Origin of the sequence: Parasphingorhabdus litoris DSM 22379, from assembly GCF_020906275.1 — a bacterium.
GTDB lineage: Bacteria > Pseudomonadota > Alphaproteobacteria > Sphingomonadales > Sphingomonadaceae > Parasphingorhabdus > Parasphingorhabdus litoris.
In genome coordinates this window covers 395,946-422,590 of sequence record NZ_CP086727.1, presented here as the reverse complement: position 1 = coordinate 422,590, position 26,645 = coordinate 395,946, and the positions used below count along the sequence as shown (strand labels likewise).

Genomic DNA, 26,645 nt, shown 5'->3' with positions numbered 1-26,645 from the left:
GATGAATTTGGCCGCAACATACGCCAAAAACCGCAGAAAACAAGCTGATCTAAAGACCGTAGCAGGTGACGCTACGGCAAGCCGCGGTCCGGCGGCATTTCACAATCGGAATTGCGTCCGGTGATTTAATCGACTCATTAAATGTCTTGAGAAAATTTGTCTTTGCGTCTTTTTCCGAACCGCATACCGCGCTCCAGTTTCGCACGCAGCGCCGTATAATATGCTTCCAGGAATATCCGCTCATCTCCGCTGCCAGGCTCCCAACCAATCTTGTTACAGATCGAAGCGGTTACTGTTGCAAGCGCTTCATCCGTCCCGGTCCGCAGCACGCTTTCCAGCGTCTGAAGCTCGAACTCACCATATACTGATAGATCGGCGTCGGAAAACTCATAACGGCTGGTGGTCTTACCCGTAGTGGGATCTGCCGAAAGTTCTGCTGATGGCGCGACAACACCATCCAGATTCCGCTTCACATTCTGAATCACCCATGTTCCGGCGATCAGATCGCCACAACGCAATCTGTCTTTATTGAACAATGGGAAGAGCAGGAACATCAGCACCCAGAGAAATCCAGCCCAGGCCGTAAAGTCGCTCATCGATCCATCCGCTTCACCGGACGAGATGAATACCAAAGGCAAAAACAATTCGATGTCACGGATAATATTGCGAGCGATCACGGCTTCCGCTGTCAACCGGCCCCCGTCGCGTGCGGCGACCCGGATACCGACGGCGCGTTTCCCCCAGGTAGCAGCCCGATCTCCCAGTTCAAAATATAGGAAATAGGCATTTCGAAATAAGAATACCGAAATGATCCAAAGAACCGCTACAACACTGAGTGGGCCACTTTCCTCCAGCACGATATTGTCATCAAAAGCTGCCTCAAAACCCCACAGAGCTAGAAAGCCCAACAAGGTCACCCCCAGGATCAGGCCCAATATGATGATGATATCCAGTGTCAATGCACCAGCACGCGCACCGGCCGTTGCCACTGTAACGTTAAGCGGGACCCCTTCCGGCGACACCATGATCCGGTCTAACTTGGTATTGTTTGACCGCCTGATCCAAGGATCTGTTGTCGTGCTGGTCATGGGCGTTCCTCCACCCGGTTTCGGCCAAAGGCGAAGAAATAGACCAACCAAAATGTCAGCATGGCTCCACCAACGAGATAGCGCAGGCCAGTATCATTGATGAGTTGGCGGGCAAATCCCTCCAGCAATCCCGCGCAAATCAGCATGATCACGACACCCGCCATCACCAGAGCCGCGCGCTTACCGGCATCGCTGGCCGCTTTCAAATGCGATTTGGCACCAGGAAAAGCAATCGAACGTCCGACATGTATACCGGCTGCGCCCGCCAATAATATGGCGAACAACTCTGTCGTCCCGTGAATCGAGAGCCAGCCGATAAATTCAACGGTCAAATCGCGCTGCGCAAACACCCAAACCATGGCTCCAAGAAGCGCCATATTGTGGATGAGCAACAATATGCTCGGCACCGCAAAAGCAAAACCCAGTGCAAAAGCCAGAATGGCAACCTGGGCGTTGTTGCTGAACAAATAGGCCGCGAACACTCCCAGGCCATCATGATCTTCGGTACTGAACAAGGTTTCGCGCAGCGCCGCTTCACTGGCGCCTGGCACTCGTGTATCGGCGAAATTACCGGGAACAAGCGCATAGTACCAATCGCTGTCCCCCGCGACCAGCACATAGCCAATCAGCGTTCCCGCAATCATGACAAATAGAGCGATCCAGATATCAAGCTTTATTTCACGGATCGATTGGCTCCAACCGCCGCCGAAAAAGCCTTTAAGCCACTGCCCAAAACTGGTCTGCGTCCCATAAACCATGAAATAGGCCCGCAGTGACAAGCCCTCAAGATAGTCGATTAGCCCAGCGTCAAGCGAGCTTTCACGCGCGATCGACAGGCTAGACAGTAAAGTTCGATAGAGTGTGGGAAGCGCCAATACATCGTCATCGCTCAATTGCCGTGCCTTGCCCTTCTCCATCTTGGTAACAATGTCTTCCAGCCGCATCCAGTCCGCTTCTCGTTCCAACCGGAAGCGATCACTTTTCAGAGCCGCATTTTCTATAGCTTGCTCGGCTGTGAGATCTGTTGCCATATTGGCCATCAGATTGCTCCGCGCCGTTTGATCTTGAGGTAACTATTGATCAAACGCGTGCCGATATCCTTGTGCGCTCCTTCGATGACATCAATACCCATATGCTGCAGACGCGTGACCACCAGCTTCTTTTGCTCCAGCAAGCTTTGCGCCGTGACGCTGCGTGCCACATCTTCTGCATCTTCCGGTTCCTTTTTGATAAACTCTGAGAGTTCTTCATCTTCCAGGACCACAAACAGAACGAGATGCTTGTCAATCAAACGCGCTACCGCTTCCAGCATCAGATCGGCGCTGGTCGGATCGGTAAAATCGGTGAAAATAATGATCAGCGAGCGCCGTTGCAAACGATTGGAAAGTGCAGATAAAGCCAAAGTATAATTGCTTTCCTGATGTCTATAATCAATTGCCGCCGCATCCTGTTGCAAGCGATAGAAATTTCGACTGCCAGACAGGAAAGGCGTCGACAGTTCGGGTTTTGCGGCAAAACTGAACAGGCTAGTTTTGTCGCCGGATTTCAGGGTAACATAAGCGGTCAGCAGCGCGGCAGATACGGCGCGATCGATGCGCGGCAAACCATCAATCGGTTCACACATGGCTGAACCGCAGTCCAGTGCGAAGACAATCTGATTGTTCCGCTCCGTATCATATTCCTTGGCAAGCAATTTGCTGTGCCGCGCCGAACCTTTCCAATCAATACTACGCCGGTCCATCCCGGGCTGATATTCGGTTAGTGCTTCAAACTCACTTCCTTCACCGCGAAACTTACGAGCCAGAAGGCCAAAGATGGAATCGCGTAAAAACATCTGAACGGTTGGGCTGCGCACGGCCGAAATATTAGGCATAACCGCGATCGATTGATCGCTCTTCTTGGAAGTTTGGCGCCAGGCCAACCCCAACGGTCCCTTCCAGCGCAGCCAGAGTTTACCAATATCTCCGGTCCCGCGGCGGCTCGCTCTCGTTGTTGCCGCGCCACTATAGATTCGGTCCTGTGGCTCGGCTCTACTCAGCGTAAACGCGACTTGGCCATTGTCGGACAACCGACCATCAACGCCCAGGCTTCCGCTTACCAAATGCGGGGCCATTAATCCGGCAAATTTGGCTTGAACATGAAGTTCCAATGGCGCGCCGATTTCCGTCGTCTTAGGGACCGTCAGCTGAACGCTGCCAGCCTTGGCTGCGATCAAACCGTCGACAAACAAAAGTAACATTAACATCGCAGCCCAAGCGATCCCGATGGCCCAGAGATTGGGCATGATGGCCGCGAGCACAGCCGCAATTGGTGCGCCAACAGCGATCAGGAAAACAGCCCGGGCGGTGGGGTAGATCAACGCGGTGCTTCCGTTCGTTCTACCAGAGCTTCGATAATCGTGTCCACCTGACGCCCTTCAATCTCCGCTGCCGGTGACAAGATCGTCCGGTGGCGCAACACGGATGGTGCCAATGCCTTTACATCGTCCGGAACGACATAGTCGCGGCCAGATATAGCAGCCCGCGCACGCGCTGCGGTAGCCAGCATGATGGCAGCGCGCGGACTAGCGCCATTTTCCAAATCAGCTGTCTCTCGCGTAGCGCGGACCAACCGGACGATATAGTCGGTTACGTCCTCGACCAGCTTGACCGATTTAACGACCTCTGATGCCGCGATGAGGGTTTTTTCATCAACTTGTGCGCTGATCCCGAACTGCTCTGGTTCTGGCGCTCCAATACGCTCGCCATATTGGCTCACAATTTTCTTCTCTTCTTCTGCATCGGGATATTCGATCAGCAGCTTGAACAGAAAACGATCAAGTTGTGCTTCAGGCAGCGGATAGACCCCTTGCTGTTCGATTGGATTTTGCGTGGCAACCACCATGAACTGAGATGACAGGTCATGCGTTTCACCATCGATAGTCACGGCGCGTTCCTGCATGGCTTCCAGCATGGCGGCCTGGGTTTTGGGCGGGGTCCGATTGATTTCGTCAGCGAGCAGAAGGTCGCAAAATATCGGCCCACGGGTCAACGTGAATGTGCTTGTCTGAAAGTTGAAAAGGTTAGAACCAACAATATCGCCCGGCATTAGATCGGGCGTGAACTGAATACGGCCGAAGTCGAGGCTAAGGGTCGCCGAAAAACACTGAGCCAAAAATGTTTTGGCTGTTCCTGGCGGCCCTTCCAGCAACACATGACCAGAGGAAAAAAGGGCGATCAGCATATGATCGACAATTTCCTCCTGTCCGACAATCGCTTTGGCGACCTCCGCTCGGATGTTGTCTGCCAGTGTCTTCAATTCGCCGATATTCATCCGATGAGTTCCTTTTTCCAATTATAGAGCGCTGCTGCATGGTCAGCAGTTTCGCGAGAATTTTGGGCCTGATTGAGATTGTACAATAATGCTGAGAACCGGTTCCCGTTTACCTCGCCAAGCATATCCAGTTTGTGATCCAGCTCCTCTCGATCCAAAGCTGGGGACAGCCCAAGAGCATTGATCGCCTCGCTGCGGATCATTTCGCCATACGGATCAGCGACCAAGCGTTCGCGCTGCATCCGGTGAATGAAACCCGCGCTGTTGTTGACCAGAGCCGTCGTGCCAAAATCTATGCTGCGCTGTTCACGCACAGGTGGTCCGAAACGATTAAAAGCCATCCAGGCCGCTGCTAATGCGGCAATGATCAGGCAGATGGTTGCCGACAAAAATGGCGGCTTGAAAGCCAGAGTCAAAAGGTTGTCCGATGAACCCAGTCCGTTGAACGTAAGGTCAAAAATGATCGGACCATCCGTCTGTGCCTCAAGCGCGGTGATCAGATCATAGGCGTGGCGCGCAACCCGCTCATTGCCCATCCCGGTATTGTTCATCAGATCCGCATCAGCCACGATGACGACCGGATAAAATGCTGTGTCTATTTCATCGTCGGCCGTAATCTGAGATGGATCAAGACTTTCCAGATTTTCATAAACGCCGCCATCATCGACATAGGCGATCAACGACTCTCCGTTTTCCGGATCCTCGACAATATTGCGAACATAATCACCGGTCATCGTAATATGAATTTCTGGCAGGGGAATCGGATCACCAACAGCGGAACTGGCAATTTCGGATGGGTTGAATTCGGAATCCACAGACGGTCTTCCCACTGCAACCGCAGAATTGTTTTCACTGCTCTCCGCTTGGCTATCTTCTTCCGGACCAATTGTCTGCAGCTCGACGTCCACAATCTCGCTCAACATCTTTACGCCAGAATCACTGGCAACGGTGCCGAGGCGCTGCGCCCAACCCTTTCTCGATTCCATTCCGACAAGATTGGTTGTTGCGACATTCCACTTTGGCAGGATGATCATCGTTGGCCCGACATAGGCGCGCTCTTGTATAACCTCGGCAAGCTTGTCCGCTTCGGCATAGGCATTGGGCGTAACAATCAGCAAACCGGGCTCGTCGATACCAGCCGCACTGCGCGACAATTGCACATCGCGCCCGGTTTTTTCCAAAAGATCGGCCAGAGCTTTGTAGCCGACCAGACTGTTCGAGGCCCCATGCGCCCGGCCATTATTGCCGGAAGACAGCCGGTCGCCCGCCCCCAAGCCATAAAGCAATGCGACAAAGGCCGCAAAACCGATAGCGAACATGATGATGATTGTTGTGCGCTTAAAGGGATTGGATTGGACACTCATTTCGCGCCAGCCTTTGGTTTGCGCCAACTGTCAGCCAGGGCAAACTCACCATAAGCGTTACGTGACGCAGCCCATCCTTCTTCACCAATCGGTGTCGCGGCAAATATACCACGTTCAACATGCCCAGCAATAACAGCAAACATTGCCCTTGCGGTTTCGGGCAAGCTTTCAAAGCGTTCGATTTCGCGAGACGTATTGGATGGGCGCAATAAATCCGGGCGGCGCTTTTCAATATCCTCGATGCTGCGAAACAGAAGGAGATGCGCGGCTTCATTAAATTGCCCCTGATCAGCCAGCGCATCGGCTTCTTCCAGCAACTGCCGCGCAGCAGTTTCTTCAGGTCGCCATTCTTCGACCTGCTTGGGCTTACGGTTCCGCCATTCTTCCCAATAAGGTGACAATATGACCCAAAGCAAAGTCAGCACCCCTGCTGCCAACAGCACCAGCAAAAATATGCGAAGGACCGGCCATGCAGCAACCACTGCCTCGGCAACCGGGCCAAGCACGTCACCCAGCCAATTTAGGAAGTCAGTCCACCATTCAGGTGGTTCTTCTGGCGGTTCCGGTTTGATATTGGTGAACTGAATTTCTTCATCAGCGCGCACGTCTTTCCACGCGGCATCAAAGGAAGCGTTCTCGTTATCACCCTGTACTATCGCGTCTTTTGCCACCGATACGATGTCGCAGAAACCGGAAGCCGGAGCAAGAGTGAAGATTGGCTGTCAAAAAGCGGCACACCAGCGACGGTCCAATTGACAGAGCCGATGGCAAAGAGGATAAACCTGCCAGAAAAACAGGGGCACCAACTTTATGACATTTGATATCGGCCGTGTGATGACTGCCACCTTCACGGTTATATCCCGGCATCCTATTGTCTTTCTTGGTCTGTCACTGCTCATCGCAGGAATGCCCTACGGTTTGATGCAGTTTTTTGCTCTCAACCCCGATGGGCTTGCTGCTCTATTTTTGGATGAAATGTTCGCCGATATCGAGAGTTATTGGCTGACATTTGCCTTCGCTGGCACGGGTATGTTCATCGTCTATTTCACTTTGACGATCTTGCTGCAAGCGATGCTAATTGTGGCTACCATTCGGGACATGCGCAATCAGCATGTCGATATCGGCCTTTGTTTTGCCGAAGCGATGAAGCGTTTTCTACCACTAATCGGATTGGCAATTTTGTCGTTGCTGGGCATCATATTAGGGCTTTTCCTGTTCATTGTGCCCGGTGTGATCTTGTTCCTCATGTGGATGGTTGCCGCACCGGTCATGGTTGTCGAAAATCGCGGGATCATGGACTCTCTGAAACGCAGCGCAGAACTCGCCTCAGGGTCAAAGGGCATGATGTTCCTGCTGATGATCATCTTCATGATCGCATCAGGTATGCTATCCGGCATGGCGGAAGGATTGGGTTTCTTTAACAGCATCGCATCAGTTTTCGTCACCATTATCGCGGAAACAGCTATTGCCGCTGTACAAGCGGCCGGCGTTGCGGCTCTTTATGTAGAATTGCGTACGGTTAAAGAAGGTCCTTTTACCGATACACTGTCCGATATATTTGCCTGAATAGACACTGTCCTATCGTGCCACTTGGCGAAAGCCTGACCATCAGCTATAAGTTGCATATCGATATCGAATTTCAACGGGTGAGGCTTCCATGATTACACTGAACGTCAACGGTCAGGCGAGAGAGGTCGATGTCGACCCGGCAACGCCGATATTGTGGGTGGTGCGTGAAAACCTGAAAATGACGGGGACCAAGTTCGGCTGCGGTGTAGCTCTTTGCGGGGCCTGTACCGTGCACCTAGATGGCAAGCCTATCCGTTCCTGTTCAACACCAGTTTCCGAAGCCGATGGCAAAGCCATTACAACAATCGAGGGCTTGGCCGCAGAAGACGGTACATTCAGCAAAGTCCAACAAGCTTGGGTTGATCAGCAAGTTGCGCAATGCGGCTATTGCCAATCGGGCCAAATCATGTCGGCCACTGCTCTGTTAAAGAATAATCCAAATCCCACGGATGAACAGATTGATGCCGCCATGGCTGGCAACATCTGCCGCTGCGGAACCTATGTGCGAATACGCAAGGCCATCAAGACCGCCGCGGGCGTCTCTACAGAAGCGCAGGAGGCTTGATCATGGCAGACACGAAGATTTCTGAGCCAAAGCCCAAAAAAGGCAAATGGACACGACGCGCCTTCATTGGCGCCGGTGTTGTGGCTGGCGGCGCGCTCGTCGTTGGCGTTGCTGTTCGTCCTGGCAATCCGATAGACCGGCTCAGCCCGATGCTGGCCAAAGGCAAGGGCGAGCAGTTGATCAATGCCTGGGTCAAGATTGATGCAGAAAATGTCGTCACGGCTATCATTCCGCATGTTGAAATGGGTCAGGGTGTTTTTACTTCGCTGGCGCAGATGCTCGCAGACGAACTCGACGCAGATTGGAACAAAGTCAAAATTCTCGAAGCGCCGGCAGACAAGAAATATGTATCTCATGATATTGGCCGCGAATTTCTAGCACCTGACCTTGAAGTTCCTGCGATATTGGAACCCACAGTTGGGGGCAGCTTCCTGCAACTCGCCACAGCGTTGAATCTACAGATTACCGGCGGCAGCTTTTCGGTTCGCGGAACCGGACAACGCGCCATGCGGGTAGCCGGAGCGGCTGCAAAAGAAATGCTGATCGCTGCGGCAGCCGAGGAATGGAATGTTCCTGCTGGTGAACTGCGCGCCGAAAACAGCATGATCCTGCACGACAAAAGCAGCAAATCGGCGCCATTTGCCGATTTTGCTGCCGCTGCAGCGGAACAGGACCTTCCGAACAAGCCCAAGCTGAAATCACCCAAAGACTATAAGTTAATGGGCAAGGCTATGGCCCGCCATGATATTCCCGATAAATCGAAGGGTGCTGCCATTTTTGGCATAGATGCGGACTTGCCAGGTATGAAATATGCCGCTGTAAGAGCTGCACCGGTAGTCGGTGCCACGGTGGAATCGATGAATGTCGATACCGCCAAAACCATGCCCGGTGTTTTGCAAATCCTGAACATGGGTGACTTTATCGCCGTGGTCGCCGACGGCTATTGGCAGGCAGAGCAAGCACTCGGCACGATCGACGCAACATATTCCAAAACAGAAGGCGACACGCTGGATCAGAACGCCCTGTTCGCCCGCTATGCGACGGTATTGGACGAAGCTGGCAACGATGGCGGAGATGTCGAGACCGAGCAAGGCGACGTTATGGAAGCTTTTGCGAGTGCGGCAACCAAGGTTGAAGCCGAATATAAAGTGCCCTTCCTCGCTCATGCCACGATGGAACCGATGAATTGTACAGCATGGGTGCGCGATGGAAAATGTGACGTCTGGTCCGGCCACCAAGCGCCATTGATGGCCCGCAAAGCGGCAGCTGACACATTGGGCATCGATACAGATGACGTGACCTATCACAATGCTTATCTCGGCGGCGGTTTCGGACGGCGGTCAGAAAATGACGCGATTATCATGGCCACCCGTATTGCCAAGGCTACTAAATATCCGGTCAAAATGATCTGGTCGCGTGAAGAAGATACGATGCAGGATCATTATCGCCCATCGGCAACCAGCCGTTTCCAGGGCGGTCTCGACGAGAACGGGAAAGCCGTGAGCTGGAGCAATATCCATACGCATCTGTTCGATCCGCAAGAGGCGCCAACAGTGCCCTATTATGAAATTGCCAATCACAGGATTCGGAAAATCGATGTACCAACCCATTTGCGCTTTGGCCCATGGCGTTCGGTCGACCATAGCCAGCATGGTTACTTCATCGAGAGCTTTGTTGATGAAATGGCGCATGCCGCTGGCAAGGATGGCTATGCATTCCGCCGCGAGCTGCTTGCCAGTTCGCCGCGCCACTTGAAGGTCTTGGACAAGGCTGCCGAAATGGCGGGTTGGGATAAACCGCTTCCCGACGGCCATGGCCGTGGCATTGCCTTTGTCCCGTCATTTGGCACGATTGTGGCCGAGGTGGCAGAGGTCGATATGACCGGCAAGAAACCAAAGGTGAAAAAGATCTATGTTGCTGCCGATCCGGGCTTTGCCGTTAATCCCGATGGCTTTGCTGCTCAGATGGAAAGCAGCATCGCTTACGGCCTGACCGCTGCGCTTTATGGCGAGATCTCGATCAAAGAAGGCACTGTTCAGCAGAGTAATTTCCATGATTATCCCATCTTGCGGATCAACGAAATGCCGGAAGTGGAAGTGGCTATAATCAATGGCGATCACAAACGTTTGGGCGGAGCGGGCGAACCCGGATTGCCTCCGCTTGCGCCAGCTGTTACCAATGCGATCTTTGCTGCCACGGGCAAACGTGTTCGCGAACTGCCTTTGAGCAAGCAAGATTTCGCCTAAAGCCACTCGTGCTGATATTTAAAGGATAGATTGATGAGAGCAGTTTTTCGCGCGTCCGCGCTTATGGCAGTAATTTTGTTGGCAGCTTGTGGTTCGGATCCCGCACCTGAGCCTACCGAACAGATTGTTGTGCGTGAATCCGGTAAAGATGCCGCTGCGCCTGCATCAGCCGACGAGACAGCCGACAGTTTGGTTGCGGCGGGCAAAGCGGCCTTCAACACTTGTGTCGCTTGTCATGTGGTTAAACAAGGCGGCCCCAATCGCATCGGCCCCAATCTCTATGGCGTTATTGGTCGGGCTGCTGCGAGTGTCGATGGCTTCAAATATTCTGATGCTATGGCATCCTCAGGTATTATCTGGACCAAGGAAGAGCTAGATAGTTATCTTGCCAATCCGGCTGCTAAAGTCCCCGGCACGACCATGATGGCTGGCGCGATCACCGATGCGGGGCGACGGGAAGCAATCATCGCCTATATTGAAGACGCTTCTGCCAATTGAGTGAAACAGTTGGCAACGGGATCATGTTGGCGCTGCTTGCGGCAGGCCAGTCCCGCCGATTTGTCAATGAGGATAAGCTGACGGCCCTCTTGCACGGCAAAATGTTAGGCCTGCATGCTGCCGAGACATTGGCGAGCGTATCATTTGATCATCATGTGGTCATCGTATCCAGCGCAGAACATGCCTGCGCGGCGCGTTGGCAAGATTTGGGCTACAAGATTGTCGTCAATGATCGTGCCGTTGATGGCCAATCCACGTCCGTTGCACAAGCGGCGCACGAGGCCACGGCATGCCATGCGTCGGCGCTGTGTATTTGCCTGGCCGACATGCCATTCATTACCTCGTTGCACATGGTGAAATTGTCAGAAGCCTTTCAGGCATCTGGCGGGGGAAAAGTGGTGGCATCATCCGACAAAGGCTCAGCCATGCCGCCTGTGCTTTTTCCTTCCAGTCAATTTGCCACCCTTAAAGATATACGAGGAGATCAGGGTGCCAAACGGCTCTTGAAAACAGCGCATCTTGTGCCGGAAAATGATGGTGGTTTGTTGGATATCGACACGCTTGAAGCTTTGGAAATCGAAAACCGGAAAGCACCACGAACTTAATCCGCAAACAATGTTGCGCCATCGATAAGTTGAATATCGCCGCGTCTCTCCAATTGCTCCAGAAACCAATATTTATGCCAGGCGCCATATAAGATGAGAATACGCTTTTGCTGGCCCTTCAAACCATCCAGTGCCTCGCTAATCATCGCGTAGTGAGCAGCATTGATATTTTTCCAACCACCGGGGCCAAGATCATTGCCGAACAGCGCCTCATAGGTTTCCTGTCGCAATTTCACGGCTTTGTCATAAGCCTCGCTATGGATGAAAATTGGATCATCAGAACGTCCGCTTACGGCCCGGCTATAGGCTTGGTTAGCCACTTGGTGCGCCGCCCAATCTTTGGCGCGAGCTGGGTCATTTTCCAGCTTCACTAATGCGGCTCGGCGGTCATCAGCAATTTTCTGTGTCCAGGCCGCTACCGGAATCATCTCAAATCCCAAGTCTTGCTGCAGCGGAAAAATGACGCCGGTCAATTCGGGAAAGTCGTCAGCGCGGCTCTCCCTGACTTCGCCGAATTTCTCGTAATTCGCGGATGCTTTGGCATAGCGTTCAGTTGGCAGCTCGACCATGACAATATCAGGATCAAATTTTGTGATCGCTGCGCGCAAAACGTCCAGCGAAAAAACTGTGCTACGGCGATGCTGCCCATGGATCGCTCCAACAATTGTAACAATATTAGCGTCAGAGGACGGAACAGACTGCTCGGCAGGTGCGGAGCAGGCGGCGATAAAGGCCAAACAGCCGAATAGTGACCATTTAAACAAAGAGAGCCGAAAAACCGTCACTCCGCATCAAGTCGTTTGGCCATTCGGACGATGGCATAAACCAGAGGCGGCACGAATACCGCTGACAATATCACTTTGGCCAGCAATTGCCCCGGCATGATTTTGAGCAGCGGGGCAACACCATAAAAAGCAACGGTGATGAAAATAACCGTATCCACCGCCTGACTAACAACACCGGCAATCATACTTCGAAGCCAAAGAAGCTTGCCTCCCTCTCCTTTCAACCGCGTGATAATAAAAACGTTGAGCAGCTGGGACGTACCATAAGCGATGATCCCGGCGAACATGAGCCGGGTCGACTGATTCAATATGATGTCAAAGGCAACACGCTTTTCCTCTTCCCAGAACGAAGCGGGTGGCAAAGCCAGGACGAGCTGGATCAATATCATCGACACAATTATCGGAACGAACCCAAAAACAACTATGCGATTGCCCGTCGCCCGGCCGTAAACCTCTGCCACCGCGCCTGCGAGCACGACTAGCAGGATAAAAGCAAATATGCCGGCTTCGACCGCCAATGGCCCAAGTGCCACCAGTTTGTTGCCCAAAATTCCCGCCAGACTCGCCATTCCGCCATAGAGAACGCAAATGACAAAAAGCCCGCGGGGGATGTGTTTTGTTTCTGAATTCGCTGTCATCTTCATTGCCTAGCGCGGTCGCGGCGGAAAAAAAAGCACCAAAAACAAACAGGAAAAAAGGAATCGTGACTCTCCGTCATTTTCCTCTAGGGAGGAATCAATAGGGTTTTGGTTTAGCTAGCCAGACACATCTGGGGGCAGAGTTCGGTCCAAAGGGGAATTTGTGCAGAGATTAGCGGTTTATTGTGGCGCAAGCGCTGGGGGGGACCCTGTGTTCGCCGAGACAGCAAAAACATTGGGCCAAATCATGGCCCAGCGGAACATCGACCTCGTCTTTGGCGGGGGACGTCTGGGCCTTATGGGTATAATCGCCGATGCCGTCCTTGAAGGCGGTGGCAAAGTTTATGGCGTCATCCCCGAAATGTTGAAAGACCATGAGGTCGCCCATACTGGCTTGACCGAACTGCATGTCGTCACATCCATGCATGAACGCAAAGCGAAGATGACGGAACTTACCGATGGATTTGTTGCAATTCCCGGCGGCATCGGAACCTTAGATGAGCTATTTGAGGCATGGACATGGAAAGCGCTTGGTTATCACGGGAAACCTATCGGCCTGCTCAATGTTAATGGCTATTGGGATTCCCTCACAACATTTCTGGACAATGTGGCGGGCCATGGATTCATGTCCTCCGCTCGCCGTGAACAGTTAATCTTGAGTGATAATATCAATGAAATATTGGACCAACTGACAGCTGCTTACACCGGTTCGAACGGGGAAGTGACGTGGTAAATTCAACGGGGGCGCACCGCCAATGACTTCTATTCTAACCAGCATTGCTGGCATGGTCATCATCATCATATTGGCTCTGGCGCTATCCAAAAGCCGGCGAAACATTAGACTTCGCGTGGTTGCGGCGGCTTTCGCTCTGCAAGCTGGTATTGCGGTGCTGGTATTATATGTGCCTTGGGGAAAGCGGGTCATCAGCGCGATGTCGGCAGGCGTGTCTCAATTGCTAAGCTATTCAAGTGAGGGCACAAATTTCATTTTTGGCCCGTTGGCGAATAGCGATATGGGCGGAACCAGCTTTGCGATATCGGCCTTGCCGGTAATCATCTTTTTCTCAGCCCTGATATCGATCCTCTACTATCTCGGCATCATGCAATTCATTATCAAATGGGTTGGTGGCGGAATCCAGAAAGTCACAGGGATCTCCAAGGTGGAGTCGCTGTGTGCCGCCGCGAATATCTTCGTTGGTCAATCGGAATCGCCACTAGTTATTCGACCCTATTTGGCAAAGCTCACTGAATCGCAGCTCTTTACCGTAATGAGTGTCGGCATGGCTGGTGTCGCTGGGACGATACTGGCCGCCTATGCGTCGATGGGAATAAAAATCGACTATCTTTTGGCTGCTGCGTTCATGTCAGCACCCGGCGGAATCTTGATGGCCAAGATCATCATGCCCGATGATCCTGATTCAGAAGCACCGGAAGAGATGGTGGTTGCGGTAGATTATGAGGAAGAAAAACCCGCCAATATTATAATGGCAGCATCCATGGGCGCACAGACTGGCGTCAAGATAGCAGTCGCTGTTGGCGCCATGGTATTGGCCTTTGTTGCCCTGGTGGCGCTGGCCAACGGGATATTGGGCGGCATCGGCGGCTGGTTCGGCCAGCCCGAGCTTAGCTTCCAGCAGATTATCGGCTACATCTTTGCCCCGATCATGTTCCTGCTTGGCGTGCCTTGGGATGAAGCCTTGGCCGCCGGCGGCCTGTTCGGCACGAAAGTTGTCATCAATGAGTTTGTCGCGTTTAGCGATCTGGGCGGCATGGGCAGTGAGCTGTCTCCGCTTACGGTCGCAATCGTGACCTTTGCCTTGTGCGGTTTTGCCAACTTCCTTTCGATCGCCATTCAACTGGCCGTTACTGGCGGGCTCGCGCCCAATCAGCGTCCGGTTATTGCACGCCTTGGGCTAAGAGCATTAGCAGCCGGTTCGCTCGCCAATCTGATGAGTGCGGCCTTGGCTGGCCTGCTATTATCCCTTGGGTAAGCCCGATAGATTGACAAACTGATTTAGCAGAGCATCATAGAGCCATGTCACAACCCCATGATACGCTATCTTCCATCTCGCTCAGCCTGGCTGATCAGGATAAGGATGCTTTTGCCGCCCGCATCGGGCAATCCTTTTCAGATTGGGGTTTCGCCATAATCGGCGATCACGGCATATCGGATGATCTGATCGCACAAGCGGAACAGATGTCTCGCACCTTTTTTGCATTGCCTGACGATGTGAAGCGGAAATATCATATTCCCGGTGGCGGCGGTGCACGCGGCTATACACCCTTTGGGACAGAGGCAGCCAAGGACTCCGATATCCATGACCTGAAGGAATTTTGGCATATCGGTCGGCAGCTTCCTGATGGCCATGCTTTCGAACCCTTTATGAGCGCCAATATCTGGCCTGAAGAACTGGATGAATTTCGCGATTGCTACCTCGAACTCTTTGCCGCCTTTGACAAAGCGGGGCAGCGGATCCTGGAAGGAATTGCGCGTTATTTGAGCTTGGAGCCCGATTTTTTCGACGACACTGTGCGCGATGGGAACAGCATTTTACGCCTGATCCATTATCCGCCGGTGCCAGCGGATTCGCCCGCTGTACGCGCAGCTGCGCATGAGGATATCAATACGATAACCTTGCTCATCGGTGCCGAGGAAGCGGGATTGGAGCTTTTGGACAAGCAAGGCAATTGGCGTCCGGTGACACCAAAGCCGGGTGAATTGGCCGTCAATATTGGCGATATGTTGCAGCGATTGACCAACAACAGGCTGCCATCCACTACCCATCGGGTGGTCAACCCGGCACCGGAACGCCGCGGCCATTCACGCTATTCCATGCCATTCTTCCTGCATTTCAGACCGGACTATCTGATCGAAACGCTGCCGCAATGCATCGATCAGAACCATCCCGATCTCTATCCGGAGCCGATTACGGCGCATGATTATCTGATGGAACGTCTGCGCGAAATTGGATTGGCATGACTCCAAAAGTTGTGGGGATTAGCGGGGGCAGCTGTTCGGGCAAATCAACGCTGGCTGCTCATATCCATGAGTCACTAGGCCCTGACCAATGCGTCATCCTGCCTCAGGATGATTATTTCTTTGGTTATGGCGATGCGCCAGAGGGTAAGGGAGGTCCTAATTTTGATCATCCCGATGCGGTCGATTTTGATAAGATGTGCGCGCAACTCTCCTTGCTCAAACTGGGCCGGGCAATAGACCGCCCACTTTATGACTTTCCGACACATCTGCCAAAAAGTGAAACGGAGCTTACCGAACCGCGCCCGATCATTTTGGTCGACGGCATATTGATCCTGCATCACAAGCCATTGCGGCAACTTTTTGATCTGTCTGTTTTCGTGCGATGCGATAGTGGCATCCGGTTCGAGCGACGCCTGGAACGCGATGTCAGGGAGCGTGGCCGCACTGCCGACTCGGTGCGGGAAGTATTCGCCAGTCAGGTCGATCCGATGCATGAAAAATTTGTAGAACCTTCACAGGTGCATGCAGACATCGTGATAAATTCGCAACAGTCAAGAACAGTCGTTACGAGCGACTTTTCCGCTGTTTTGGAATCAATAAATACTTTAATTCAATAGGATAGCTTCACTCCACTGTGAAGCCGGGCCGTTTATCGGCCGATTTTCCAAGCCCTTGATAAACTGTGGATAAAAATTAATTGTTGCAGCGCAAAACAAAGTCGTTGCGATTGAGACAAAACTGTCATTTTACCCCCCTAGGGAGCATTTCGATTACACAAATGTGTGCTGACCGCTGCACACCCAGATTGTGTCCATCGATTGTACAAGACCGCAAATGGGGAACCTTAACATGAAAATGAAATATCTATTGGCAGCCAGCGTTGTCAGCCTTTCCACAGCCGGCCTGATGGCAACACCAGCCGCAGCGCAACAGATTACTTCAGGTATTGAAGGCCAAGTTCGCGATGATGCAGGCAATCCAATTAGCGGTGCATCCGTTGTCATCACCGACACACGGACCGGCCAAGAGCGTACGGCCACGACCTCAGGCAACGGTCAGTTCCGTTCAGCCTCACTGGTTCCCGGCGGCCCTTACACAATTACCGCGACGGCTCCTAATTTCGAAGGACAGACCGTTGAAGATGTATTCATCAACTTGCAGGGCAATACCCAGTTTACCTTCGAACTGGCTTCGGGCGGATCCGAAGATATCATCGTTGTTACCGGAACGCGGGCCAATGTAACCCAGCTTGCAGTTGGTCCTGGCCAGTCTTTTGGCGTAGAGACGCTGGAAGCATTTCCGAGCATCTCCCGCGATATTCGCGACATCATTCGTATTGACCCGCGCGTGAGCCTTGATCGCGCGAACGAAGTTGATCGTATCAGCTGCTTGGGCGGTAACGATCGCTCTAATACATTCACCGTCGACGGGATTGTGCAGGCCGATACATTTGGCTTGAACGGCACACCTTTCGCAGCTCGAAATGCTCTGCCTCTGCCATTTGATGCCATTCGTGAAACCTCGGTTGAGTTCGCGCCGTTTGACGTTGAATATTCCGACTTCACTGGTTGTGCGGTCAACGTGGTCACCAAATCAGGCCAAAATCAATTCCACGGCAGTGCGTTCTTCACCTTCCGTGACGAAGGTCTGCGCGGTGATACAGCTGGCGGCGAATCATTCGTTCCAGCGGCATTCCAGGAGAAACGCTGGGGCGCTACCCTTTCTGGTCCAATCATTCCGGATCGCCTGTTCTTCTTCGCAGGCTATGAAGAAACCGATCTTGGCGATTCCAATGACTTTGGCCCGGCTGGTTCTGGTTTCCCCAATGAAGCCGAATTCGTTACGCAAGCACAGTTCGATCAATTCTCTCAGATTGCTCAGAACGTATATGGCATAGATGTTGGCGGTTATCCACGCGCTTTACCAGAATCCAGTGTTCGCTATTTTGGGCGTCTTGATGCGTATATTACGGACGACCACCGTCTTGAAGCGACCTATCAGCGCCTTGAAGAAACCAACGTTGAGTCAGACTTTGGAGGCCAAAATCTTACCGGTCTCAATAGCTTCGAAGATGAAGGAACCATCTCTGACTACTATTCCATCCGTCTCTATTCAGATTGGTCGGATAAGGTTTCTACCGAACTGCGATTGTCTCGCTCCGAAGTCGGTGATGTCCAGGGCCCAGTTGGTGGTGGTGAAGCTCAGTCTGACAACCCCGTCGTTCGTCTAGCCGTCGGCGTTGTTGGTCCAACAGAAAATGGCGTTCTGTCGACAGGCCCAGGTATTTTCCGGTCCGCCAACCAGCTTGACCAGACTGTTGATCAAGCAAAGTTTCAGATGAAAATCAGTGCCGGGGACCACAATATCAAATTGGGCGCAGAACTGAACGATCTCGAAGTATTTAACCTGTTTGCGATCAACGCAACGGGCACAATATATTTCCGCAATTTAACGGACTTTCAAAATGGCGTTGTTGCAGCTGGTGGTTCGTCCGGCGTATTTGGTGACATCGCTGATAATTTGCAGCGAGATCCGCCTGCCCCAGGCGAGCGCGACCGGAGGTTAGGCGGAGCTACCATTCGTTCCACTCCTTCCGGCGATATTAATGAAGCAGCCGCATTGTTCAGCCGACAGATTTATTCGTTCTATGCCCAGGACGAATGGCAAGCAACGGACCAATTAAATGTAACCGCTGGCCTGCGGGTTCAGATTTATGACGGAGATGCGCCTCGAGCTAACCCGTCATTCTTGCAGCGCTTTGGTTTTACCAATTCCAATCCGTTCAGCAAGATTGACCCCGTGATTCTGCCGCGCTTCGCCGCAACGTATGATTTCGACAATGATGGCTTTTTTCGGTCAACTTCGGTCACCGGAGGAATCGGTTGGTTCTCAGGCGGTGATCCTGTCGTTTTCTTCTCTAATGCATTCTCAAATAATGGTTTTTCATCTGTAGATGGAAGCACACTCAGCGGCGAATGTGCAGGCTTGGTCAACCCCGATGGCAGTTTCAACGTGCTGGACGCCAGTGGTCAGTTCACCGGCTTTCCACAATGCGCCGTTCAAGCCGCTTCGGCGCGAGCTGCCGCTGGTGGTGGTGATGTACAATCAACCGATCCTGATTTCGACATTCCAACAGTGTTTCGTGCCAATCTTGGTCTCTCGACACAATTTGGAACGGACGGTGGTTTCTTCTCCGACTGGAACTTAAATCTTGACTACATATATTCCCGGTTCAACGATCCTTTGAATTTCGTTGATCTCGTGCAAGTACCAGATATCACGGAAGGTTTGAACGGTTTCACGGTAGATGGTCGCCCAATCTATCAGGCTATCAACATATTGACGCCAGGTTGCAATGCAGAACTGCAAGGAACAGGCGGCACGCCACCAACCTATAGCAACGTGACGGCAGAATGCTTCCTTGATCCTGACGGAACATCAGTTGGCGTAGATGACTTCATCCAACTGACCAACGGTAGGTCATATGACAGCCACACCTTCTCTTTGGCTCTGTCGAAGCGCTTCAACGAAGGCATCTTCACAGAGAACGGTAGCGTGTCGATCAACTTTGGCTATGCTTTCACAGATTCGAACAACTATCGAAACGTCGGTAGCTCAACCGCAACATCGAACTTTGACGTGACGGCAGCTTTCGACCGGCAAAATCCGGCCACTTCGACATCAAACTTTGAAACAAGGCATAACTTTACCTTTGCTACAAATTTTGAAGAACAGTTTATTGATGGCTTTGACACGCAATTGGCTATGTTTTTCACGGCGCGATCCGGCCGACCTTACAGCCTGACCTTTGACGGTGGTGGCGTGTTCGCCGACGGTTCATCCGGTAGCGACAATGCGTTGTTGTACATTCCAACCGGTACGGACGATCCCAATATTGCTCAGCCAATCTTTGATGCAACAACTGGTGATCGCATTGGCGGATCAGACCTCACTGCAGTTCAATCACTGATAGACTATGTAAACGGTACGAACTGTGGATTTACAGCTGGTCAGTCCATCCGACGCAACACTTGCCGTAACGACTGGACCTTCGATATGGACATGCGCCTCAGCCAAGAGATCCCGGGTCCAGGTCGCCTGTTCGGCGTAGAAGACAAAATCGAACTGTTTGCTGATTTTGACAATGTCCTTAATCTAATTGACGGCGAGTGGAACGAGTCGCGGAGCCGCGGCGATCTTGTTGATGTCGTCGATGGAGACGTTGATGGGCAAGGGCGATATGTTATCGAAGGTTTCAATCCCGATGATGACAATGACGTAACCGTGTCCAGTTCTGCATGGCGGATCCAGTTCGGAATTCGCTACGAATTCTAATATTCTGCTCCAATCGGCAGACAAAAATGGTCCAAAAAAGGCGGCGCTGAAAAGCGTCGCCTTTTTTTGTTAGCTGCAAGGATCAAAAAAGGCCGCCCCATTTCTGGAGCGGCCCTTGATGTTATCGATCTAAATTCAGATCAAAGCAATCAGTCTTCCTTCACCTCATAATATTGCGGTGCGGCAATATTCAGGATTTCCAGGATCTTCGCCAATGCTGTTGGCTCATCAGTTTCTTCCATCGCAGCCAGTTCGCGAGCCAGACGGCTCGATGCTGCTTCGAAAATCTGACGTTCGGAATAGCTTTGTTCTGGCTGATCATCAGCGCGGAACAAATCGCGTGTCACTTCGGCAATGGAAACAAGGTCGCCCGAGTTGATTTTCGCTTCATATTCCTGAGCGCGACGCGACCACATGGAGCGTTTGACTTTCGGCTTGTCTTTTAGGGTTTCAAGAGCCTCTTTCAGAGTCTTGTCAGAGGACAGTTTGCGCATCCCAACGCCTTCTGCCTTGTTCATAGGTACTCGCAGTGTCATGCGTTCTTTTTCAAAGCGGAGAACATAAAGTTCCAGTTGCATGCCCGCAATTTCTTCATTTTGCAGTTCGATAACACGACCCACACCGTGTTTCGGATAAACGACATAATCGCCCACATCAAAGGACAGCGTATTCGCAGCCATATAAAGCCTTTCTTTCTCTAAGGAAAAGAAGGATGATTTCGGTCAAATTTCTCAAAACCCCGACGAAAAAACCCTTTTGTTCATATATATAACGACCGAACACCCCCCGTGCCCAGCCGCTAACCGACATTAGTGTTAGCAGATTCGTCACAAAAAAGCAATTTTTCGTTGCAACGCACAACTAATCGCCCGGCGTACCTCTGTTCGCCGAGGGATATGATGCCGGTTTTACTCAATTCAAGAGGGCTTAGTCACCTTCGCCGGGTTTCTCGGAGAAATGTGCCTCAAACTTGCCTTCAACGCCTTTGAAGTCATCGGCATCAGCCGGTGCATCGCGGGCGACCGTAATATTGGGCCAGCTTTCGGAATATTTTGTATTCACTTCGAGCCATTTCTCCAAACCGTCTTCGGTATCCGGCAAAATCGCTTCAGCAGGGCATTCTGGTTCACAAACACCGCAATCAATGCATTCACTGGGATTGATGACGAGCATATTCTCGCCTTCATAGAAACAGTCCACGGGGCAGACCTCAACGCAGTCCATATATTTGCACTTAATACATGCGTCGGTAACAACATAAGTCATTGGGTCGTCTACTCCATCCTAAAGACCGTAATATTCCCGGTCGTCTCATCTCTGCTATTGCGCAAAATTGGGAACGTCAACAGTTGCTTTTCGGTCCTATTTCATTCGCCAGTGCGCAACCTTTCAAAACAACTTTGCGCATCAGGAGCGCTTCCGCGCCGTAAAGGAAGCGTCGCTATTCGGATTACATGCACTTCACGTCCTTGCGGAATCGTTAAAATATCCCCTTGGCGGACCATCATATGAGCGCGATCTACCCGGCGACCATTGAGACGCACATGGCCTTTGTTGGCCAGCTTTTTGGCCATCGTTCGATTGCCGGCAAAACGTAGGAACCAGAGCAACTTGTCGATCCTGAGCGCCCCTGGGTCAGGCTTCTTTTCAGCAGCTTTTCTTCCCTTCAAAGCGGCATCCTATTTTTTCATCGCCTCTTTTAGGGCAGCCAATTCGGCAAACGCACCGCCTGCAGTAGCCAAGACCGGTTCGGATTTCCGCTGCGCGGATCCAGATTTCTTGGGCCGCTTACCGTGCGATTTCTTGCCGCCGACCTTTGGCGGTTTCCCCGAACGCGCTTTGCCCATCCCTTTCCAGCGCCAATATTTGACGGGCGCCTCAGCTTGGGGGCTATCATCTGGAGTCGATGGCTCCGCTGTTTCTGTATTCGCTTTCTCGGTTGCACTTTCGGCTGCCGGAGTTGCGGCGACCTCTGGCTCATCTGTAACACTGGACTCCACAGTTTGCGGCAGGTCATCCGTTGTTTCAAATCCTGCCATATCAAGCAATGCGTCATGCACATCTGTCGATAGTCCCAGAGAAGTTGCCAGTGCTGGATCTACCGCAAAAACCGGACCTGCTTGCCGCGCTTCATGGGCCTGTTTAACCAACCGTTCTGCCATATCAACGCGCACATATTCAGGACCAATCTTACGAAAGCCAAGTCGGCTGGCATGATCTGGAGCCGCAAATTTCCACTCTTTGAGATGCACTGCATTATCGCCCGGCAATGCAATCATCGGCTGTTCATCCAATGCTGCAAACAGCGCCGTACGCCATAAAACAGCACCAGGTTTCATCAATGCGTGATGGAAAATATCCAACGCACCAAAGACCAATCCGCCACGCCGAGCAACCCCACGCATATCATTGTCCAGCGCACGCACGGCTTGATCGATCTGGCGCCGCGCGATGATTCCACCTGCCTCGACGATCTGCGCAAATAGTGCACGTACAGATGCCGGCGTGTTTGCATCATTGGCGAGCCCATCAATTTTGACGAGCCCCTCAAGATGCTTCGCCTTCATCGTTTCGACCCATTGCTTAACACGCGCTTCGGCCTTTTTGCTATTTTCAGGCGATAGATCTTTGAGGGCATGATCGAATTTTGTTTCCGGGTTCAGCAGATTCTTGCCCTTGCTCAGAACAGCCAATTTTGCGTCCTGCCAATAAATGACCGGTTGGCCGGATTCATCCGCAGCCAGCTTCAGGTCACTATCGGGGGCTTTTGCCAGTGCGTCGGCTTTATCGGTCATAATCGGTCCCAAATATCTTTCTGCTGCTGCGAGCAACATCTTGCGGTCTTCCCTCCGGCTATCCGAAGGCACGATAAATTGAAAGCCCTTCAGCGTTCCAATTTCGAGCCCGTCAACCAATACAGCACCGTCCGTTTCCAATGCAATGTCTTGCGGCAAGGCTCCCTTCAGAAGCCCTCGCATCAATACACGGGTGCGTTTGTCGACAAATCTCTGGGTTAGCTGCATATGCATGGCATCGCTGAGCCGGCGTTCCAACCAGCGAGTGCGTTCTACCATCATGTCCGCCTGTTCGACCCAGCGCGACTTTTGCGCAATATAGCTCCAGTTGCGGGCTGCGGATATACGGGCGGCAAGGGTCGAGATGTCGCCCTGAACATTTTCCAGTCGGGCGATTTCCTGTGCCATCCGGGCATGAGGAATACGACCATTACCCTGCGCGAGATAAGGCCAGAGAGAGGCAACAAAGCGCGCCTGATGATCCGCACCCACTTTGCGAAAATCCGGAATACAAGCCGCTTCCCATAGCAATCCTACCTTGTCCGGCCCCGTCGCCAGGCGGCTGACACTGGGGTCTTCAGCCAATCGTTTTAGCACCGCCAGATCAATGGCCTCGGGGGCAGCCTGAAGCAGTCTGTCTTTTGGTTTGTCTTCCAGGGATTGAATCAGACTGGTGACGCTCGCCAAGTCCGGTTCAGCATTGCGCCAATAGAGCCATTCCAATCGCGGAAAAGCATGATCCTCTAGCCGTTCGATTTCTTCCGGCTCCAATTCGTCGGAAGAAGCTAGGCCGGAAAGTACACCGAAACTGCCGTCTTTTTGATGACGTCCGGCGCGACCAGCAATTTGACCAATTTCTGCAAGGGTCAGCCGGCGACGGCGGCGGCCATCAAATTTCTTCAAGGAAGCAAAGGCAACGTGCGAGACGTCCAGGTTCAATCCCATACCAATTGCATCGGTAGCGACGAGATAATCAACCTCGCCATCCTGATACATTTTGACCTGCGCATTGCGGGTCTGCGGCGACAGTGATCCCATTACGATAGCAGCACCGCCATGTTGTCGGCGGAGCATCTCTGCAATCGCGTAAACATCCTCTACCGAGAAAGCGACAATCGCTGATCGCCGCGGCAGGCGGGATAGCTTCCTGGGCCCTGCATAGCTCAGCGTTGAAAAACGCGGGCGGGAAATAATTTCGGCTTCCGGGATCAACTGCTCGACTAGGGGCCGCAGGCTGTCGGAGCCCAGGATCATCGTTTCATCCCGTCCGCGAATATTCAGCATACGATCAGTGAATATATGGCCGCGTTCTGGGTTGATCCCCAGCTGCGCCTCGTCAATCGCAACAAAGCTGAAATCACGGTCAATCGGCATGGCTTCCGCCGTGCACAGAAACCAGCGCGCATCGGGTGGAATGATTTTTTCTTCGCCGGTTACCAAAGCGACCCGGTTAGCTCCTTTCAAAGCAACCACGCGATCATAAACCTCTCGCGCCAATAGCCGCAGCGGAAAACCGATCATCCCGCTGGAATGCGCACATAATCGCTCGACCGCCAAATGGGTTTTGCCGGTATTGGTCGGACCAAGAACGGCGATGACAGAAGACTGGGAGAAAGCAGACATTTGCCTTACCTCACCGCATCGGCATCAAACTGGCAAGCAGAATTCTTGTAAAATCGGCAAGATTCTTGGCGTGATGACCGGATAGCCGCGAATTTACACGTTTTACCGCATAGCATAGAATGAAAGCCCGATCTTAATTTGACATTAACCCTATTCCTTCACAGAGAAAGAAATATTATTGCGATGGAGTTCTATCTTTTGAGTAGTTAAAGATAGTGTCGCCAAGGGGTGCATTTGTACAAAAGTATCGACATGCTTGCCGATCAGGGAAATGGAGCTGCCGCTATTGCAGCAGACCCGCCCGCGTCGCCATTTGCCATGCCGGAAGTCTTTGCCAGCCTATCTGAGGATTGGCGCGAAAAACTTGCACAAACCGACTGGGTACCTGATCTCGGCCGCGACATCGGCAGTTTCACTTGGTTTCGCGGTCTTGCAACACTGGTTCTGCTGTGCGGCGTTGCCATTTCCTGCTTACCCGACTTTGGTCCAATTAGCGGACATCAAACTGCGGCACTTACCGGCTTTCGGGCTGATCAAGCCCGTTCACAAATGATTGCTCCATTGGCCTACGGCTCCGATACCGGAGTTAGAATGGCAGCGACTGATGCAGTACGTCCGCTTGCACAAAGCCCTGAACGCCCCTCGATTGAACTGGTCGCCACCTTGGGTCGCGGCGACAGCCTTCGCCGGGTTTTGCAGCGCGCCGGGGTTGCCAATGCGGAAGCGCGAGAAGTCACCGATCTGGTTGCTGGCGCTGTGACCTTGGATGAAATCAAACCGGGCACGAAGATTGATGTAACTCTTGGTCGTCGCCCTGCCAAGAACCAGCCGCGTCCACTCGACCAACTCGCCTTTCGAGCCCGTTTTGATTTGAATCTCGAAGTTTTGCGCAATGGTGACAAACTTGCACTTAATCGCAAGCCAATCCTTGTTGATGATACGCCTCTTCGGATCAAAGGCGTTGTCGGCTCCAGCCTCTATCGCTCTGCGCGTGCGGCTGGGGCACCGGCTGACGCAGTACAAAAATATCTGCAGGTCATTGGCAAGAAAATGTCGGTATCACGGGACATCCGTTCCACCGATGAATTTGACATAATCCTTGGCTATCGCCGCGCCGAAACCGGTGAAGTCGAAGTCGGTGACTTGCTCTATGCCGGTATAGAGCGCGATGGCAAAGCCAAGGCACAGATGTTGAAATGGGCCAGTGGCGGGCGTTCCAACTGGTTTGAGGCATCCGGTGTCGGTCAATCTCGCGGCGAACTGGTTCGGCCAACACGCGGCAGAAAAACCTCTGGCTATGGTATGCGTCGTCATCCGATTTTGCGTTATAAAAGAATGCATAGCGGCATCGACTTTGGCGGTGGCTATGGTGCCCCGATATATGCCGTGACTGACGGCAAGGTTTCGTTTGCTGGGCGTAAAGGTGGCTATGGCAAGTTCGTCAAAATCAGACATAATGGCGGGTTGGGATCGGGCTATGCACATATGAGCCGTATCGCCGTTCGCAATGGCGCGCGTGTTCGGCAGGGACAGATTATCGGGTATATCGGGTCTACCGGCCTATCGACAGGCCCACATCTGCATTATGAGCTTTACCGCAATGGCCGGGCAATCAATCCGAATTCCGTGAAATTTATCGAACGGGCAAAACTCGCCGGAAAAGAGCTGAGACGGTTCAAAAGCGAATTGCAACGCCTGCAACAAGTGAAGCCTGGCGCGGCGCTTGGTACTTTGAAAAGCGCTTCAAGCACCACGGAAAAGCAGCGTGAAATCAGCCGACTGGGCAAGAAGTCGATCAGCTAAGGCGTCCGCCCTAAAGCTCACCCAGACAGATTTCGCTAGCTGCTTCCAATTTTGCCTCTGGCGGATTCATTTTCTCGCTAATCCCATCGAGGCTTTTGTCGAGCTCCTTCGCCAGACAGGTGCATATTGGAGTAGCGTCGGCTTCAGTCGCGCCTGCCTTTTTCGATTCCGTGACACAACCAGCGACAAATTCGGAATTCCAGCTCTCGTCAAAGCCTTTGGTGAATGCACCGGTCAAGCTATCTTCATCATCTGCACTACCGCAGGCCGACAAGGTCAAGCATGTCGCCAGAATGGCTGACGCTACGAAACGGGATTTGCGAGGCATATACTATATCCTTATTGGAGGAATTGGAGTCGGTAATGACCTAAAGCGATATTTTCATCTCAAGGCATATAGACCAGTTCATGGCCATACGCATTCTGTAAATCTTTACAA

General features: G+C 52.4%; 24 protein-coding genes. 11 read left to right on the top strand and 13 right to left on the bottom strand.

Translation table 11 applies throughout. The features are described 5' to 3' along the window. Positions 1 to 137: 137 nt before the first annotated feature. From BS29_RS02130 to BS29_RS02105, 6 genes are read right to left on the bottom strand one after another with little or no spacing between them, the layout of a single operon-like run. Positions 138 to 1,088, bottom strand: a complete 951-nt coding sequence (locus BS29_RS02130) for an RDD family protein (protein ID WP_229955572.1) — start codon at positions 1,086 to 1,088, stop codon at positions 138 to 140. Continuing rightward, on the bottom strand, positions 1,085 to 2,119 hold the full coding sequence (locus tag BS29_RS02125; protein WP_229955570.1) for a stage II sporulation protein M: 1,035 nt from the start codon (positions 2,117 to 2,119) through the stop codon (positions 1,085 to 1,087). The genes BS29_RS02130 and BS29_RS02125 overlap by 4 nt, the downstream gene beginning before the upstream one ends. A gap of 8 nt (positions 2,120 to 2,127) precedes the next feature. After that, the gene (locus BS29_RS02120) at positions 2,128 to 3,447 is read right to left on the bottom strand and encodes a DUF58 domain-containing protein (protein WP_229955568.1); all 1,320 of its coding nucleotides are present in this window, start codon (positions 3,445 to 3,447) and stop codon (positions 2,128 to 2,130) included. Beyond that, positions 3,444 to 4,400: an AAA family ATPase gene (locus BS29_RS02115; RefSeq protein ID WP_229955567.1), complete on the bottom strand. Its 957-nt coding sequence runs from the start codon at positions 4,398 to 4,400 to the stop codon at positions 3,444 to 3,446. The genes BS29_RS02120 and BS29_RS02115 overlap by 4 nt, the downstream gene beginning before the upstream one ends. Continuing rightward, on the bottom strand, positions 4,397 to 5,764 hold the full coding sequence (locus BS29_RS02110) for a hypothetical protein (protein ID WP_229955565.1): 1,368 nt from the start codon (positions 5,762 to 5,764) through the stop codon (positions 4,397 to 4,399). Before BS29_RS02110 ends, BS29_RS02115 begins: the two co-directional genes overlap by 4 nt. Next, positions 5,761 to 6,435: a hypothetical protein gene (locus BS29_RS02105; RefSeq protein ID WP_229955562.1), complete on the bottom strand. Its 675-nt coding sequence runs from the start codon at positions 6,433 to 6,435 to the stop codon at positions 5,761 to 5,763. Before BS29_RS02105 ends, BS29_RS02110 begins: the two co-directional genes overlap by 4 nt. Before the next feature lie 139 nt (positions 6,436 to 6,574). On the opposite strand from BS29_RS02105, the gene BS29_RS02100 reads away from it, so the two are divergent. The 5 genes from BS29_RS02100 to BS29_RS02080 all read left to right on the top strand — a co-directional run bounded on the left by BS29_RS02100 (position 6,575) and on the right by BS29_RS02080 (position 11,247). Next, a complete protein-coding gene (locus BS29_RS02100) occupies positions 6,575 to 7,330 on the top strand; it encodes a hypothetical protein (RefSeq protein WP_229955560.1) in 756 nt (251 codons plus the stop codon). A gap of 91 nt (positions 7,331 to 7,421) precedes the next feature. Beyond that, entirely contained in the window at positions 7,422 to 7,898 is a 477-nt protein-coding gene (locus tag BS29_RS02095; RefSeq protein ID WP_229955558.1) for a (2Fe-2S)-binding protein, read from the top strand. A 2-nt stretch (positions 7,899 to 7,900) separates the two neighbouring features. Further along, positions 7,901 to 10,144, top strand: a complete 2,244-nt coding sequence (locus BS29_RS02090; protein ID WP_229955556.1) for a xanthine dehydrogenase family protein molybdopterin-binding subunit — start codon at positions 7,901 to 7,903, stop codon at positions 10,142 to 10,144. Between the two features lie 33 nt (positions 10,145 to 10,177). After that, positions 10,178 to 10,642, top strand: a complete 465-nt coding sequence (locus BS29_RS02085) for a c-type cytochrome (protein WP_229955546.1) — start codon at positions 10,178 to 10,180, stop codon at positions 10,640 to 10,642. Continuing rightward, positions 10,639 to 11,247 (top strand): nucleotidyltransferase family protein, encoded by a 609-nt coding sequence (locus tag BS29_RS02080; protein WP_229955544.1) that lies wholly within the window; start codon positions 10,639 to 10,641, stop codon positions 11,245 to 11,247. Before BS29_RS02085 ends, BS29_RS02080 begins: the two co-directional genes overlap by 4 nt. Here BS29_RS02080 and BS29_RS02075 read toward each other — a convergent pair. Both BS29_RS02075 and BS29_RS02070 read right to left on the bottom strand, forming a co-directional pair. After that, positions 11,244 to 12,032 (bottom strand): hypothetical protein, encoded by a 789-nt coding sequence (locus tag BS29_RS02075; RefSeq protein ID WP_229955542.1) that lies wholly within the window; start codon positions 12,030 to 12,032, stop codon positions 11,244 to 11,246. The two genes, BS29_RS02080 and BS29_RS02075, sit on opposite strands and share 4 nt — an antisense overlap. After that, positions 12,029 to 12,670: a queuosine precursor transporter gene (locus BS29_RS02070; RefSeq protein WP_229955540.1), complete on the bottom strand. Its 642-nt coding sequence runs from the start codon at positions 12,668 to 12,670 to the stop codon at positions 12,029 to 12,031. The genes BS29_RS02075 and BS29_RS02070 overlap by 4 nt, the downstream gene beginning before the upstream one ends. Before the next feature lie 163 nt (positions 12,671 to 12,833). Between BS29_RS02070 and BS29_RS02065 the strand changes: the two genes are divergently transcribed. From BS29_RS02065 to BS29_RS02045, 5 genes are all read left to right on the top strand, one after another. Continuing rightward, positions 12,834 to 13,403, top strand: coding sequence for an LOG family protein (locus BS29_RS02065; RefSeq protein ID WP_229955538.1), 570 nt, complete (start codon positions 12,834 to 12,836; stop codon positions 13,401 to 13,403). A gap of 22 nt (positions 13,404 to 13,425) precedes the next feature. Continuing rightward, positions 13,426 to 14,661 (top strand): NupC/NupG family nucleoside CNT transporter, encoded by a 1,236-nt coding sequence (locus tag BS29_RS02060; RefSeq protein ID WP_229955536.1) that lies wholly within the window; start codon positions 13,426 to 13,428, stop codon positions 14,659 to 14,661. 44 nt (positions 14,662 to 14,705) lie between these two features. Further along, positions 14,706 to 15,650: an isopenicillin N synthase family dioxygenase gene (locus BS29_RS02055; RefSeq protein WP_229955534.1), complete on the top strand. Its 945-nt coding sequence runs from the start codon at positions 14,706 to 14,708 to the stop codon at positions 15,648 to 15,650. Further along, complete coding sequence (gene udk, locus BS29_RS02050) at positions 15,647 to 16,267, top strand: uridine kinase (RefSeq protein ID WP_229955532.1); 621 nt, start codon at positions 15,647 to 15,649, stop codon at positions 16,265 to 16,267. Before BS29_RS02055 ends, udk begins: the two co-directional genes overlap by 4 nt. Before the next feature lie 232 nt (positions 16,268 to 16,499). Next, positions 16,500 to 19,985 carry a TonB-dependent receptor gene (locus BS29_RS02045; protein WP_229955530.1) on the top strand — a complete coding sequence of 1,162 codons (3,486 nt, stop codon included), beginning with the start codon at positions 16,500 to 16,502 and terminating at the stop codon, positions 19,983 to 19,985. A 149-nt stretch (positions 19,986 to 20,134) separates the two neighbouring features. Here BS29_RS02045 and BS29_RS02040 read toward each other — a convergent pair whose 3' ends face one another. The 4 genes from BS29_RS02040 to BS29_RS02025 all read right to left on the bottom strand — a co-directional run bounded on the left by BS29_RS02040 (position 20,135) and on the right by BS29_RS02025 (position 24,403). Further along, positions 20,135 to 20,665 carry a CarD family transcriptional regulator gene (locus tag BS29_RS02040; protein ID WP_108811228.1) on the bottom strand — a complete coding sequence of 177 codons (531 nt, stop codon included), beginning with the start codon at positions 20,663 to 20,665 and terminating at the stop codon, positions 20,135 to 20,137. Between the two features lie 247 nt (positions 20,666 to 20,912). Beyond that, on the bottom strand, positions 20,913 to 21,251 hold the full coding sequence (gene fdxA / locus BS29_RS02035) for a ferredoxin FdxA (RefSeq protein WP_109355751.1): 339 nt from the start codon (positions 21,249 to 21,251) through the stop codon (positions 20,913 to 20,915). A gap of 101 nt (positions 21,252 to 21,352) precedes the next feature. Continuing rightward, positions 21,353 to 21,559, bottom strand: a complete 207-nt coding sequence (locus tag BS29_RS02030; protein WP_229956920.1) for a S4 domain-containing protein — start codon at positions 21,557 to 21,559, stop codon at positions 21,353 to 21,355. Positions 21,560 to 21,664: 105 nt separating this feature from the next. Continuing rightward, complete coding sequence (locus tag BS29_RS02025) at positions 21,665 to 24,403, bottom strand: helicase-related protein (RefSeq protein WP_229955528.1); 2,739 nt, start codon at positions 24,401 to 24,403, stop codon at positions 21,665 to 21,667. 228 nt (positions 24,404 to 24,631) lie between these two features. Here BS29_RS02025 and BS29_RS02020 point away from each other — a divergent pair, with 228 nt between their 5' ends. Continuing rightward, positions 24,632 to 26,206 carry a M23 family metallopeptidase gene (locus BS29_RS02020; RefSeq protein ID WP_407673737.1) on the top strand — a complete coding sequence of 525 codons (1,575 nt, stop codon included), beginning with the start codon at positions 24,632 to 24,634 and terminating at the stop codon, positions 26,204 to 26,206. A gap of 10 nt (positions 26,207 to 26,216) precedes the next feature. Here the strand turns inward: BS29_RS02020 and BS29_RS02015 are convergent, their stop codons facing one another. Beyond that, on the bottom strand, positions 26,217 to 26,534 hold the full coding sequence (locus BS29_RS02015; protein ID WP_229955525.1) for a hypothetical protein: 318 nt from the start codon (positions 26,532 to 26,534) through the stop codon (positions 26,217 to 26,219). Positions 26,535 to 26,645: the final 111 nt, after the last annotated feature.

Excerpts from the sequence above, each read along its gene's own strand:
- BS29_RS02130 (WP_229955572.1), bottom strand. The coding sequence starts at position 1,088 with ATGACCAGCACGACAACAGATCCTTGGATCAGGCGGTCAAACAATACC.
- BS29_RS02045 (WP_229955530.1), top strand. The coding sequence starts at position 16,500 with ATGAAAATGAAATATCTATTGGCAGCCAGCGTTGTCAGCCTTTCCACA.
- BS29_RS02055 (WP_229955534.1), top strand. The coding sequence starts at position 14,706 with ATGTCACAACCCCATGATACGCTATCTTCCATCTCGCTCAGCCTGGCT.
- BS29_RS02030 (WP_229956920.1), bottom strand. The coding sequence starts at position 21,559 with ATGGCCAAAAAGCTGGCCAACAAAGGCCATGTGCGTCTCAATGGTCGC.
- BS29_RS02100 (WP_229955560.1), top strand. The coding sequence starts at position 6,575 with ATGACATTTGATATCGGCCGTGTGATGACTGCCACCTTCACGGTTATA.
- fdxA (WP_109355751.1), bottom strand. The coding sequence starts at position 21,251 with ATGACTTATGTTGTTACCGACGCATGTATTAAGTGCAAATATATGGAC.
- BS29_RS02085 (WP_229955546.1), top strand. The coding sequence starts at position 10,178 with ATGAGAGCAGTTTTTCGCGCGTCCGCGCTTATGGCAGTAATTTTGTTG.
- BS29_RS02060 (WP_229955536.1), top strand. The coding sequence starts at position 13,426 with ATGACTTCTATTCTAACCAGCATTGCTGGCATGGTCATCATCATCATA.
- BS29_RS02115 (WP_229955567.1), bottom strand. The coding sequence starts at position 4,400 with ATGAATATCGGCGAATTGAAGACACTGGCAGACAACATCCGAGCGGAG.
- BS29_RS02125 (WP_229955570.1), bottom strand. The coding sequence starts at position 2,119 with ATGGCAACAGATCTCACAGCCGAGCAAGCTATAGAAAATGCGGCTCTG.
- BS29_RS02090 (WP_229955556.1), top strand. The coding sequence starts at position 7,901 with ATGGCAGACACGAAGATTTCTGAGCCAAAGCCCAAAAAAGGCAAATGG.
- BS29_RS02025 (WP_229955528.1), bottom strand. The coding sequence starts at position 24,403 with ATGTCTGCTTTCTCCCAGTCTTCTGTCATCGCCGTTCTTGGTCCGACC.
- BS29_RS02095 (WP_229955558.1), top strand. The coding sequence starts at position 7,422 with ATGATTACACTGAACGTCAACGGTCAGGCGAGAGAGGTCGATGTCGAC.
- BS29_RS02070 (WP_229955540.1), bottom strand. The coding sequence starts at position 12,670 with ATGACAGCGAATTCAGAAACAAAACACATCCCCCGCGGGCTTTTTGTC.
- BS29_RS02040 (WP_108811228.1), bottom strand. The coding sequence starts at position 20,665 with ATGGCTGCGAATACGCTGTCCTTTGATGTGGGCGATTATGTCGTTTAT.
- BS29_RS02110 (WP_229955565.1), bottom strand. The coding sequence starts at position 5,764 with ATGAGTGTCCAATCCAATCCCTTTAAGCGCACAACAATCATCATCATG.
- BS29_RS02015 (WP_229955525.1), bottom strand. The coding sequence starts at position 26,534 with ATGCCTCGCAAATCCCGTTTCGTAGCGTCAGCCATTCTGGCGACATGC.
- udk (WP_229955532.1), top strand. The coding sequence starts at position 15,647 with ATGACTCCAAAAGTTGTGGGGATTAGCGGGGGCAGCTGTTCGGGCAAA.